General features: G+C 64.6%; 8 protein-coding genes. All 8 read right to left on the reverse strand.

Features of this window, described 5'->3' with window-relative positions:
• Positions 1 to 280: 280 nt before the first annotated feature.
• The 8 genes from glgX to JNA92_RS03370 all read right to left on the reverse strand — a co-directional run bounded on the left by glgX (position 281) and on the right by JNA92_RS03370 (position 12,438).
• Positions 281 to 2,434, reverse strand: coding sequence for a glycogen debranching protein GlgX (gene glgX, locus JNA92_RS03335; protein WP_241803297.1), 2,154 nt, complete (start codon positions 2,432 to 2,434; stop codon positions 281 to 283).
• 143 nt (positions 2,435 to 2,577) lie between these two features.
• On the reverse strand, positions 2,578 to 2,862 hold the full coding sequence (locus JNA92_RS03340) for a DUF2934 domain-containing protein (RefSeq protein WP_241803298.1): 285 nt from the start codon (positions 2,860 to 2,862) through the stop codon (positions 2,578 to 2,580).
• Between the two features lie 14 nt (positions 2,863 to 2,876).
• Positions 2,877 to 5,651, reverse strand: coding sequence for a malto-oligosyltrehalose synthase (locus tag JNA92_RS03345; RefSeq protein ID WP_241803299.1), 2,775 nt, complete (start codon positions 5,649 to 5,651; stop codon positions 2,877 to 2,879).
• Positions 5,648 to 7,717 carry a 4-alpha-glucanotransferase gene (malQ, locus tag JNA92_RS03350; RefSeq protein WP_241803300.1) on the reverse strand — a complete coding sequence of 690 codons (2,070 nt, stop codon included), beginning with the start codon at positions 7,715 to 7,717 and terminating at the stop codon, positions 5,648 to 5,650. Before malQ ends, JNA92_RS03345 begins: the two co-directional genes overlap by 4 nt.
• Positions 7,714 to 9,456, reverse strand: a complete 1,743-nt coding sequence (gene treZ / locus JNA92_RS03355; RefSeq protein WP_241803301.1) for a malto-oligosyltrehalose trehalohydrolase — start codon at positions 9,454 to 9,456, stop codon at positions 7,714 to 7,716. Before treZ ends, malQ begins: the two co-directional genes overlap by 4 nt.
• Before the next feature lie 14 nt (positions 9,457 to 9,470).
• Complete coding sequence (gene glgA / locus JNA92_RS03360) at positions 9,471 to 11,030, reverse strand: glycogen synthase GlgA (protein WP_241803302.1); 1,560 nt, start codon at positions 11,028 to 11,030, stop codon at positions 9,471 to 9,473.
• A 597-nt stretch (positions 11,031 to 11,627) separates the two neighbouring features.
• Positions 11,628 to 12,089, reverse strand: a complete 462-nt coding sequence (locus JNA92_RS03365) for an SgcJ/EcaC family oxidoreductase (RefSeq protein WP_241803303.1) — start codon at positions 12,087 to 12,089, stop codon at positions 11,628 to 11,630.
• A 178-nt stretch (positions 12,090 to 12,267) separates the two neighbouring features.
• On the reverse strand, positions 12,268 to 12,438 hold the full coding sequence (locus tag JNA92_RS03370; RefSeq protein ID WP_241803304.1) for a DUF6026 family protein: 171 nt from the start codon (positions 12,436 to 12,438) through the stop codon (positions 12,268 to 12,270).
• Positions 12,439 to 12,504: the final 66 nt, after the last annotated feature.

A 12,504-nucleotide genomic window follows, 5' to 3' on the forward strand; every position in this document is an offset into this window, starting at 1 on the left:
CCCGGCGCAATTTGTTTACGACTAGATAATCTTTAGCTAAGGAGAGGTAAGGGGTTGCGTCAAGAAAGTGTTAAAAGGGCGGGAAGGGCGGGTGCGCGGCGTTAACGTCATGATTTCTAGCGAAAACATCACTGGCATAGCGGCGTTCGCTATTTCATCCACCCTGGCTATGCCGAATCATTGCAAACGCCGCTGTTACGCCCGGTCTGGGCAGTGCGTCCAAGGTGGCACAGCCGGCCCTGAGATCCGTTAGGGTCAGGGCCGGTTAGCCAACGCCGGGTCAGTCCTCCTCGCGCTGCAGCACCATCAGCAGCATCGAGCGCCCTTGGACCTGGAACGTGCTCTCGAACGGCAAATGCTGGCCCTTGCGCAAGTCCGGCCGGTCGGTGTCCACCAGGCAGCTCCAGTAGTCACCGTCCGGTACCGTCGGCAGCAAGAAAGGCACCACATCGTGGTGACTGTTGACGATCAGCAGCACCGTGGCCTCCGAACCCGGGCGGGCGATGCCACTGACCTGGGCACGGCCGTCGATCAGCATGCCCAGGCAGCGGCCATGGGGGTCTTCCCACTGCTCCACGGTCATCTCGCTGCCGTCAGGCGCCAGCCAGGTCACGTCCTTGACCCCGATCGCCTCGTTGTAGTCGCCGACCAGAAAACGTGAGCGGCGCAGCACCGGGTAGGCCAGGCGCAGGCGAGTCAGGCGTTTGACGAAAGCCAGCAGGCTTTTGCCTTCATCGTCCAGGTCCCAGTTGACCCAGCCGATCTCGCTGTCCTGGCAGTAGGCATTGTTGTTGCCGTGCTGGGTGCGGCTGAACTCGTCGCCAGCGACGATCATCGGGGTGCCCTGGGCCAGCAGAAGGGTGGCGAAGAAGTTGCGCATCTGGCGCATGCGCAGGGCATTGATTTCAGGGTCGTCGGTGGGGCCTTCCGCGCCACAGTTCCACGACAGGTTGTTGTCGGTGCCGTCCTGGTTGTTCTCGTCGTTGTCTTCGTTGTGTTTGCCGTTGTACGACACCAGGTCGCGCAGGGTGAAACCGTCGTGGGCGGTGACGAAGTTGACCGAGGCATAAGGGCGCCGGCCGCGATTGTTGAACATGTCGCCAGAGGCGGTCATGCGCGAAGCAAAGTCGGCCAGCTGGCCTTCGTCGCCCTTCCAGAAGGCGCGCACGGTGTCACGGAAGCGGTCGTTCCACTCCGCCCAGCCCGGTGCGAAGTTGCCCACCTGATAGCCCCCTGGGCCACAGTCCCATGGCTCGGCGATCAGCTTGACCTGGCTGAGCATCGGGTCCTGGCGGCAGGCGACGAGGAAGCCGTGGCGTTCGCTGTAGCCGTCGTGGTAGCGGCCCAGGATGGTGGCCAGGTCAAAGCGGAAACCGTCCACGTGCATTTCGCCAGCCCAGTAGCGCAGCGAGTCGGTCACCAGTTGCAGCACGCAGGGGTGGCTGAGGTCTAGGGTGTTGCCGGTGCCCGAATCGTTGATGTAGTAGCGTTTGTCATCGGGCATCAGCCGGTAGTACGAGGCGTTGTCGATGCCGCGCATGGACAGCGTCGGGCCGCGCTCGTTGCCCTCGGCGGTGTGGTTGTAGACCACATCGAGGATCACTTCGAGGCCGGCGTCGTGCAGGTGCGCGACCATTTCCTTGAACTCGGCGATCTTGCCACTGGCCAGGTAGCGCGGGTGCGGTGCGAAGAAGGCGATGCTGTTGTAGCCCCAGTAATTGTTCAGGCCTTTGTCCAGCAGATGCTGGTCATTGACGAAGGCGTGGATCGGCAGCAGCTCGATGCTTGAAACGCCTAGGTCCTTGATGTGCTTGAGCAACTCGTCATTGGCAAGGCCGGCGAACGTGCCGCGCAGCTTCTCCGGCACGGCGGGGTGGCGCATGCTGATACCGCGGGCATGTGCTTCGTAGATGATGGTGCGTTCCCACGGAATTTGTACGCGCTGATCGCGGCCCCAGGTGAAGGCCGGGTCGATGACTTTGCATTTGGGTACGAAGGGCGCGCTGTCGCGCTCGTCGAACGACAGGTCACCGTCGGGGTGGCCGATGGTGTAGCCAAACAGTGCCTCGGACCATTTCAGGCTGCCGACCAGTTGCTTGGCGTACGGGTCGATCAGCAGTTTGTTGGGATTGAAACGGTGGCCGTTCTCTGGCTCGTAGGGGCCATAGACTCTGTAGCCGTACACCAGGCCGGGGTGGGCGTCAGGCAGATAGCCGTGGTAGATCTCATCGGTGTACTCCGGCAGCTCGATGCGCTCGAGCTCCTGCTCCCCCGTGGAATCGAACAGGCACAGCTCGACCTTGGTGGCGTTAGCTGAGAACAGGGCGAAGTTGACGCCCAGCCCATCCCAGGTGGCGCCGAGCGGGAACGGCATGCCTTCGCGCAGGCGGGACGGTGCTATGGAGCGGGTTTTCTTGGGAATGCGGGGGCTCATGGCAGTTCTCGGATAGCCGTAGGGAGGGGGCGGATGGTGCTTGAGGTGCGGCCCTTTCGGCGGCAAGCCGGCGCCCACAGCAACCCCTGGGTGTTGGAGAACGCTGTGGGAGCCGGCTTGCCGGCGACAGGGCCGGGGCTGGCTCAGCCAGCAGCCGGCTTCTTCGCTGTCTTGGGCTTTTTCGCAGCGGCCGGTTTCACCCCGGGCAGCGCCGCTGCCTTAGGTTCGGCGGGCGCTTTGGGCTGCGCTGCAACCTTGGGCTTGGCGGCAGCCTTCTTGCGAGGCGCAGCCTTGGGCGCCAACGCCTCGGCTTCGGCCAATTTGCGAGCCATGTCCCAGTGGCGTTGTTCCTCGCCTACAGGCTTACCCTCAGACTCCCAGATCTGGTAGGCAAATTCGCGAATACGTTTTTCATCGACACTCATCATGACGCTCCTGATGCTCAAGATTGTTGTATCAACACATTGACCGGAAATTCCGATAGTACGGCGCTCAACATCAGCTCCTTTGAAGGGCTGACCACCGCGCTAGGGAAAAGTCCCATCGAGTTGGCAGGCGACAAGGCAAACGGCAATATCACCCGGGTGTCGTCCCAGTTCTGTGCCGGGATCAACGGTGTTGAAGCGCCGCCCAACAGGCCGCTGGCCAAGCGCGGGGCAATGACGATGGCGCGGTGGTCCTCACCCAGCCGGGCGAAGGCCAGCACCTTGTCGGCATGGCGCCCCTGCACGGTCAGCGGCAGGTAGGCACCACGGCGGAACAGTTCGGCATGGGCCTGCCGACAATCCAGCAGCCGTGCCAGCAGCGCCTGCTTGATGCGGCCGTCGCGCCAGTGCGCCAGCAGCTCGGTCACCGGCAGGGCGTCATCAAGCGTGCAGCGCCTTTTAGCGTAGTCCACCGGGCGGCGGTTGTCGGGGTCTACCAGGCTGAAATCCCAGTACTCATTGCCCTGATAGAGGTCCGGCACGCCGGGCACGGTGCTGCGCAGCAGCGCCTGGACCAGGCCATTCAGAGCGCCGGGGGTGGCGATCAAGTGTGCGGCGTCGGCCAGGGACTGGCGCAATTGCTGGTTCTCGCGGCCGAGCAGCAGGCCATCGACGTAGGCCGCGCAGGCGCCCTCATACGCCTCGTTAGGGGCGTTCCAGCTGCTGCGCAGCTTGGCTTCGCGCAGCGCCTTCTGCTGCCATTGGCGGATGCGCCCGGCATAGTGCTGCAGGGCGTTATCGTCGTGCAGGTCAAGGTCCAGGGGCCAACTGCCCAGCAGCGTCTGCAGCAGCAGTAGCTCGTCGCCCGGGCTTGGCGCAATGCCGTCTTCAAGCTGTTCACGCAGCGGTGCAGCCAGCTCGCGCCAATGCTCCACGCGGCTGGCGAACCAAGGGCCGCGCTCACTGAGCACCGCCAGCCGCGCGCGGGTGTCTTCGCCGCGTTTGTGGTCATGGGTGGCGGTGGCCAGCAGGTTGTCGGGGAAGTCGCGCAGGCGGCGCTGGGCCTCGTTGTGAAAGTGTTCGGGGCCGGCACTGAAACGCTCGGCCTCGAAGCCTACGTCGTTGCGCGACAGCAGACGCGCCGAGCGGTAGAAGGTGGTGTCTTCCACGGCCTTGGCGGCGCTGGGCGCGGTCAGCTGCTGAAAGCGCACGCAGGCATGGCGCAGGTGTTTGCGCTGCCGGCCAGGAGGCAGCCTGCGCCACCCCAGGCCGCCAAGCCACTGCTCAAGCTGCTCGAGCAATGGCCAGTCCGCTTCGCTGAGGTCCTGGCGGGCATTGGCCAGGGCCTGCTGGAAGAATTTCTCGTCTTCGGCCGGGCGGCCGCAGGCATTGAAGTACGTGCGGTACACCGGATAGTGGGCGACCAGAGCTTGCAAGGCGCGGCGTATCGCCCCAAGGGTCAGGTCGCGGGTCATCAGGTCATCGCGCGCGACTTGCAGCAGCGCCTGGGCCACCGACTCACAGTCGCCGGCCAGGCTGGCATTGAGCACCAGGTGCCGAGCCTGGCGTACTTCCTCCTCGAAGTCCGGGCGCTCGCTGACAGTGGCCCACAGTTCGGTCAGCGGGGCTTCGCCTGCGGGGTCGTGCTGTAGCAGCGAGACCTGGTTCATGAACTCGTAGCCGGTGGTGCCGTCGGTGAGCCAATCCCGGTGCAGGTGTTCTTCGCTGCCAAGGATCTTCTCGACGTAGATCGGGAAATGCTCGAGCGCTGCATCGAGGGGGCGCTTGGCCAGCAGACCGTCGACCCGCCGGCGTAGCTTGCGGCAGTAGCCGCGAGGGTCGGCCAGGCCGTCGATATGATCGATACGCAGGCCGTCGACCAGGCCGCGCTCGATCAGCTCGAACAGCTTGGCATGGGTCGCCTCGAACACCACCGAGCGCTCTACGCGCAAACCGCCCAGCTCGTTGATGTCGAAGAACCGTCGCCAGTTGATGTCGTCGGCGGCAGTGCGCCAGCTGGCCAGCCGGTAGGTTTGCCGTTCAAGGAGCAGGTGCAGGCGCTGCAGGCCGCTCTCGGTGCGGCTGTCGAAGGCCAGCAGTGCAGACTGCAGGTCAGCGCCCTCGCGTACCAGGCGGGCCAGTTCGGCCTGCACCGGCAACGCGGCTGCCAGCGGGTCGGCGGCATCGTTCAGTGCGGTGAAGTGTTCGGCCAGCCGCTGCAGGGCAGGCTCGGGGCTCAGCGAAAGAATCCAGCCATAGTCGACCGGGCAGATCGGGAAGCGGTGCTCGTAATGGGCCACCTGCAGCACGCCAGTGTGCGCGTCGAATTCCAGTGGAATTTCGCCATTTTTCAGCGCGGCGCCATAGTCGCAGCCCAAAAAGGGCAACAACAGCTGGCCGGCCAGCAGTGGGTCGCTGGAGTGCCACTGGATATCGAAGAACTCGGCGTAGGGGCTACGCCGGCCCCACGCCAGCAGGCTCTGCCACCACGGGTTGTCCGCGCCGCCGACGGCCATGTGATTGGACACGGTATCCAGGATCAGCCCCATGCCGTGCTGGCGCAAGGCGGCCACCAGCCGCTGCAGCGCAGCCTCGCCGCCGAGCTCTGGGTTGACTTGGGTCGGGTCGACCACATCGTAGCCGTGGCGTGAACCGGCGCGGGCCTTGAGGATGGGCGAGGCGTACAGGTGGGTGATGCCCAATTGGGCAAAGTAGGGCACCAGCGGCAGTGCGTGGTCGAGGGTGAAATCGCTGTGAAACTGCAGGCGCAGGGTGGCGGACAACGGCTTCATTGATCACGCTCCCAGGCTTGCTCGCGGGCCTGGGCCAACAGCTCCAGGCGGCGTGCGGCATCTTCGTCGTCGAGCAGTTCGCGCACCGGCAGCGCGAATCGCCGGCGCCAGTTGGGGTGGCCGTCAGTCGTGCCGGGCAAGTTGGGTTGCTCTTCACTGCCGAGCAGGTCTTCGAGCGGGATCAGCACCAGCGGTGCGCGGGTGTGACCAACGTAACGGATGGCAGCATCGATCAAGTGGTCGTTATCCTTTAGTGGGCCGTAATTGGCTTCAAGCGTGCGGCGCAGGCCGTCACGCTCTTTCTGTCGCGCCTGACGCCAGTGCAGCTCGGTGGCGTCATCGATCAGTTGCAGGCGCTGGCTCCAGTCGATGTCGCGGTTTTGCAGCCAGCCGGCCAGCGGCGCCAGGTCATGGGTGCCGGTGGTGGCCAGGGCTTTGTCTGGCCAGTCGAGGATTGGCGTGAAGTGGCCCGGCTGGGCCTGCTCGAAAGGCAGCACGCGCATGCCCAGCACGGCCTTGTCCGCCAGCTGTTCGCGCAGGCCTTCAGGTACCGTGCCCAGGTCTTCACCCAGGACGATTGCCTGGTGCCGCACAGACTCAAGGGCCAGCAGGCGCAGCAGGTCCTGGAGCGGATAATGCAGGTAGGCCCCTTCGTTGGGCTTGCAGCCACGGGGGATCAGCCACAGGCGGCGCAGCCCCATCACATGGTCGATGCGCAAGCCGCCTGCGTGGGCCAGGTTGGCCCGCAGCATTTCGATGAAGGCGCGGTAGCCATTGCGTTTGAGGCCTTCGGGCGAGAAGGCGCAGATGCCCCAGTCCTGGCCGCTGCGGTTGAGGATGTCCGGAGGGGCACCCACATTCAGGTCGGCCAGCAGCTCGTCCTGGCGGCTCCAGGCCTGGCTGCCGGCACCGTCGGCGCCCACCGCCAGGTCGGCGATCAGGCCGACCGCCATGCCGTTGCTTCGGGCGGCCTCCTGGGCACGCTGCAGGCTGCGCTCGGTCAGCCACTGGCAGAATGCATGGAACTCGACTTTGGCTGGATACGCGCTGGCGAAGGCCTCCACTTCCGGGTGATAGGGGTCGTGCCAGGCGCTCGGCCAGTTGCGCCAATCGGCGCCCAGGCCGTCGTCCACGGCTCGTGCCTGCAGCACTTCGAAGCGGCAGTGGTGCTCCAGCGCCTGGCCAGCGGCCTCGCGGAAGCTCTCGAAGTCCTTGCGCAGAGGGTGCTCGGCCTGGCTGAAATTCTGGTACAGGGCGTCGAGCAGGCGCAGGCGGGCGCCGGCAGCGCGTGGCCAGTCGACCAGCGGGTTTTGCTCGAGGTCTTCCAGGGTTTGCTCCAGGCCGCAGGCCTCCACTGCCATGCGCACGGCACGTTCACCGAGCACGGCAGCAGGGCTGGCATACAGGGGGTTGAGCAGCAGGCGGCTGGAGGGGGAGTAGGGGCTGTAGTGCTGCTGGTCGTGCGCTGACAGGGCGTGGATCGGGCTGATGGCGAGGGCATCGGCACCCCGTTCCGCCGCGCTGCGCGCCAGTTGCTCCAGGGCCAGGCAGTCGCCGTAGCCGCCATCACCTGGGCGGCGCAGGCTGTAGAGCTGCGCCGCAATGCCCCAGCAGCGCGGAGGCGGCTGGTCGACAGCGTCCTCCAGGCTGTGGCAACGCAGCGGTGCCACAGCCACTGTGAACGTGCGGCCATCGATGTCCACTTGGTGATAGCCCAAGGGCAGTTCGCCAGGCAGTTGTGCCTGGCTGTCGAGGGTAAGCGCGAGCTGGCTGTGGTCTTCCAGGGTGCAGCGGGCGGCGCTGCCTGCGCTGAAGTAACGTGCCAATTCCAGTGGCCGGCCCAGGTCGGCGGTCAACAGTGGCGGTAAGTGTTCGCTGTCTTGGGCGACGTCCACGGCGTGCAGGCTGTCCTGGATGGCGCTTTCGTCACTGGCGGGGTGGCCAAGCGCCTCGAGGACCTTGCGCAGCACGTCGTCGCTAACCTGTTGTGGCCTGTCGTTGGCGTCGATCCAGTCGCGGGCCAGCCCTACGCGGGCGGCCAGGCGGTGTAATGCAGTGTCACTCATGGGCGCTCCTGGCCAGGTGCAAGCAGGCTGACCACGCAGCTGTACGCAGACAGTGCGGTGTCAGGGTGCGTGGTGTCGCTACTGTCGAACAGGCGGTGCTCGGCAGGAGGCAGGTCGACCGGTTGTGGCGTGGAGGCCAGGTTCAGGTCGATGCGCAGGGTGTCGCCATTGCCCAGGCGCCAGCGTGCGGTAAGTGCCTTCTCGCCCAGTACCTCGGCGCCCAGCGCACGGCTGCCAGGCAGGTGCGGTATGACGTGGCGCCGGCGCAGTTCCAGCAGTTGCTGATAAAGGCCGTGCCAGCCGGCGATGACTTCCTGACGCTGCGGCCGTGAGGCCTGGAATGTCTGCTCGGCATTGGGGTCCGGGATGCGCTCGCGTTGCGCGGGGTCGGCAAAGGCGGTGAAGTGGGCGAATTCGCCACGCCGCCCTTCGCGCACGGCATCAGCCAGCTCGTCATGGAAGTCGGTGAAGAACAGAAATGGCCGGCAACTGCCATCTTCGTCACCCATGAACAGCAGCGGGATCATCGGCGCCAGCAGCAGCAGGCCGGTCGCGGCACGCAGGGCAGGGGCCGGGCACAGGCGGGTCAGGCGTTCGCCCAGGGCGCGGTTGCCGATCTGGTCGTGGTTTTGTAAGAACAGGACGAACGAACTGGGCTCAAGGTGGCCACTGGGTTCGCCGCGGGGTTGGCCATGGCGGTTGGCCTGGCCCTGGAACACGAAGCCTTCGGACAGGCAGCGGGCCAGCTTTTCGATCGGTTGTTGCTGGTAGTCGGCGTAGTACCCTTCGGTTTCACCCGTGAGCAACACATGCAGGGCATTGTGGCCATCGTCGTTCCATTGGGCGTCGAAGCCCTGTTCCAGCAAGAACGCCTGGTTGTGTTCGTTCTCCAGCATCAGCCACACCTGCCGGCCAGGCTCCACCGCCGCGCGTACCCGTTGCGCCAGTTCGATGAGGAAGTCGGGCTGGTCGATGGCATGCACGGCATCCAGGCGCAGGCCGTCGCAGCGGTAGTCGCACAGCCACATCAGGGCGTTCTGGATGAAGAACTCACGCACCTCTGGCCGGCGGAAGTCGATGGCTGCGCCCCAGGGCGTCTGCCGGTCTTCACGGAAGAACGGGCTGGCGTACTGATGCAGGTAGTTGCCGTCCGGGCCGAAGTGGTTATAAACCACATCCACCACCACCATCAGGCCCTGGCCGTGGGCGTCATCGACCAGCGCGCACAATTGCTCAGGGCTGCCATAACTGTGCTGCGGCGCGTATGGCAGCACGCCGTCGTAACCCCAGTTGCGCTCGCCAGGGAACTGCCCGAGGGGCATCAGCTCAACGGCAGTGATGCCCAGCTCGGCCAGGCGAGGCAGGTAACGGCTGACACCCGAGAAACCTTCGAGCACCCCCACATGCAATTCCTGAATGACCGCTTCGTGCCAAGGGCGCCCTTGCCAGGGATGCTGCCAGGCATAGGCCTGGGTATTCACCACCTGGCTTGGGCCCTGTACGCCCTCGGGCTGGTAGCGCGAGGCCGGATCGGCCACCTGCAGCTCGCCGTCGATGCGGTAGTGGTAACGGTCACCGGCCTGGCACGGGGCAACCCCCGTAAACCAGCCGTTTGCGTCGGGCAGCAGCTCGATCGGCGGCTGCTGCTCCAGTTCCAAGCTCACGCTGCGCGCATCCGGCGCCCATAGGGCGAAGCGCGCCGACGTGGCGTCCAGCATGTGTGCGCCATGCCTGTGCATCTTCGACTCCCCGCTCAGTAGTGGCTCAGCTGTGCCTGTTTGACCAGGTCCTCGTAGAGACGGGCGTAGGGTTCGACCGCCTGGCACCAGTTGAACGGCTGAGTCATCGACAGGCAGCGCATGGCGTTGAGCAGGTTCTTCTTGTCGAACACATAGAAGGCGCGGCTTAGCGCTTCGCGGTAACTCTCCACGGTCGACTCATCGAACAGGAAACCGGTCACGCCATTCTCGATGGTGTCGGCCAGCCCTCCGGTGTTGCGCGCCACGGGCAATGAGCCGAAACGCTGCGCATACATCTGGCTCAAGCCGCAGGGCTCGTAGCGTGACGGCATCAACAGGAAGTCGCTGCCGGCGAACATGCGCCGCGCATCGGTTTCGTTGAAGCCGATGCGCACACCGATACGGCCGGGGTGACGCAGGGCCAGTTCACGCATGGCTTGCTCTTCTTCAGGCTCGCCACGGCCGATGATCGCAATCTGCCCGCCCTGTTCGACGATGTAGTCGGCCACGCCCAGGGTCAGGTCCAGGCCTTTCTGGAACACCAGCCGCGAGACCACGGCGAACAGCGGCCCCTCGCTGGGGTCGAGTTCGAACAGGCGGCGGACTTCCTCGGCATTGCGCGCCTTGCCATCCCAGTCGTTGATACTGAAGTTGTGCTGCAGGTGCTTGTCGGTGGCCGAGTCCCAGCTTTCGTCGATGCCATTGGGGATGCCGCCGAGAAGGCCTTGTTGAGCCTTGCTGGCAAGGAACCCGTCCAAGCCGCAGCCGAATTCTGGGGTGGTGATCTCGCGGGCGTAGGTGGCACTGACCGTGGTGATATGGCTGGAGTAAGCCAGGCCGGCCTTGAGGAAGGACAGCTTGCCGTAGAACTCCATGCCTTCCTGCTGCATGGCATGGTCGGGGATCGCCAGCTCCGGGCTGCAGGCGCGGCTGTACACGCCCTGGTAAGCCAGGTTGTGGATGGTGAACAGGGTCGGGGTGCTCAGGCCGCGCCAGTGCATGTAGGCCGGGGCCAGCCCTGCAGGCCAGTCATGGGCGTGCACCACTTCGGGCGTCCAGTGGATCTTGCCTTCACCGGCGGCGATCTCGGCCGCGGCAAGGCCAAGGCGGGCGAAGCGGATGTGGTTGTCGGGCCAGTCGCGACCATTGTTGGCACCATAGGGTGTGCCGTCGCGCTGGTACAGCTCGGGGCAGATCAGCACGTAGATGACCAGGCCGTCAGCCATGTCCATACGGCCGATCTTGCACGGCGGCAGGGCAGCATGGCCGCCCAGTTCGCCAACGATATGAATGGGGTTGTCGCTTTCGACCACCTGGGTGTAGCCAGGGATCAGCACACGAACATCGTGCAGATGGGCCAATGCGCGTGGCAGTGCCGCCGAAACGTCGCCCAAACCGCCGGTCTTGATCAGGTCGGCAATTTCGGAGGTGACGAACAGGATCTTGCGTTTGTTGGGGTTGTGCTGGCGCTGAGCGCCGGGTGCCTTGACTGTCGTGGCGAAATCCGGGGTGATCGGTTCGCGGTTTTCCGGTTTGAATGAATCTACGTGAGGTTCGACAGCGGCACTGATCATACTTCTCTCCGTCCCTATGGTGTGGCCGGGTGCTGGCACCCGTTTGCTTTATTTCGTGCTGGTTATCTCTGCTTTGTATCCAGGTACTGCATCCTTGCCCCATGGTCGTGCGCGCGCACGTCGCGATCGGCATTCCGGCCGAAGGCGTCTGGTCTGGAAGGAGTGAGCGGCTGCAGCGAAGGGGGTCCCATTGCCTTGGCCTGCTTAAAGTTCCTGACCCGCCGCCTTTTGTAAAAGTTCGACTTTTTTGCTGTCGCCTCTTCCTTGAGCAAATCGCGGGCCGAAAGCTGAGTGTAGGAGACCGGAAGTAAAAAGGGTGACCCACTGGTCACTTTCGTTATGACGCGAGATAGACGCAAACGTTGGCGAGTGATACTGCCATCGAACGACGGCGTTCCAAGGTTGGGCGGGGTGTTTTCGAGGGGCGCCATTTTGTAGCGCAATACCCTGGATGCACTATTTTGGTGCGGAAAATGGCCCCTTCGCGGGTGCATCCGTGCGTGGCGGTGCCACGACGTCGGCGTGCAGCGGATTCACGCGCGAGGAGGCCGTTTTGAATGGATCAAGCCGTGGGTTGGTCCCGGCGGGTGACTTGGCTCATTGAGTGGGTAGCACAGAGGAGTGGTGATGGGTAATCAGCCACTCGCCGTCGATGCGCCGGTAATTGAAGGTGAAGCGTGCCGGTACCGCCTTGCCCGTGCTGGCGAAGCGGAAGGTGTAGAGGCCGGCCAGGGTTGCTTCGCCGCAACCGGCGAACACGTGGGTTTCATCTAAGGTGCCGACGGGGCGCTCGGCAAGGAAGCCACGGAAGTAGTCCATGTGGGCCTGCCGAGTCAGCCGTGGGCTGGCCGAGCGTGTCGGTAAAAGCAGGGCCCCGTCCATGTAAAGCGCTGCAACCTGGCCCGGATCGCCACTTTGCAGGCGCGCGTTCCATTGCTCGAACAACCCAAGTATCTCGTCATGCCGGGCAACATGACATTCGCCTTGGGCTTTGGCGAATGCCGGCGCGCCGATGAAGCTCAGCGTAGCGAGCGGCAGCCAGATGGGAAAACCGCGCATACAATCAGTCCTCGTGCATAGCAGGCCCCGGAATGGGGCGCTCGAGGCGCATCATGCGTGCTGCAGCACCCGGCTGGATGTCAGGTGCGGTCAGGGCCGGTGTTAGGAAGTTTCCGTACTTCGGCCGTGCGGGGTGAGGCGGTGGGAGCGCTTTGGCCCCCACTGGAGGGATAGCCGATCAGAGGCCGATGGCCTTGTCGTCGCCGGAGCGGGCCTGCTCCAATTGCATGTGCAAGCGGGCGACCTGCTGGCGAAGCTGGTCGCGTTCGTCCTTCAATTTACGCAGTTCATCACGGCGCACAGATACATAGAGGGTCTGGGTTGGAGTGGCAGGCATCAAGGTACCCATGTAAACACCTCGCGGTTTTGGCTGGTGACAATAAAAGCGTAGTCGCTTCACGCGGCGGGCATTCTG

This window comes from Pseudomonas putida (assembly GCF_022627325.1).
GTDB lineage: Bacteria > Pseudomonadota > Gammaproteobacteria > Pseudomonadales > Pseudomonadaceae > Aquipseudomonas > Aquipseudomonas putida_X.

Excerpts from the sequence above, each read along its gene's own strand:
- malQ (WP_241803300.1), bottom strand. The coding sequence starts at position 7,717 with ATGAGTGACACTGCATTACACCGCCTGGCCGCCCGCGTAGGGCTGGCC.
- JNA92_RS03365 (WP_241803303.1), bottom strand. The coding sequence starts at position 12,089 with ATGCGCGGTTTTCCCATCTGGCTGCCGCTCGCTACGCTGAGCTTCATC.
- JNA92_RS03345 (WP_241803299.1), bottom strand. The coding sequence starts at position 5,651 with ATGAAGCCGTTGTCCGCCACCCTGCGCCTGCAGTTTCACAGCGATTTC.
- treZ (WP_241803301.1), bottom strand. The coding sequence starts at position 9,456 with ATGCACAGGCATGGCGCACACATGCTGGACGCCACGTCGGCGCGCTTC.
- JNA92_RS03340 (WP_241803298.1), bottom strand. The coding sequence starts at position 2,862 with ATGATGAGTGTCGATGAAAAACGTATTCGCGAATTTGCCTACCAGATC.
- glgA (WP_241803302.1), bottom strand. The coding sequence starts at position 11,030 with ATGATCAGTGCCGCTGTCGAACCTCACGTAGATTCATTCAAACCGGAA.
- glgX (WP_241803297.1), bottom strand. The coding sequence starts at position 2,434 with ATGAGCCCCCGCATTCCCAAGAAAACCCGCTCCATAGCACCGTCCCGC.
- JNA92_RS03370 (WP_241803304.1), bottom strand. The coding sequence starts at position 12,438 with ATGGGTACCTTGATGCCTGCCACTCCAACCCAGACCCTCTATGTATCT.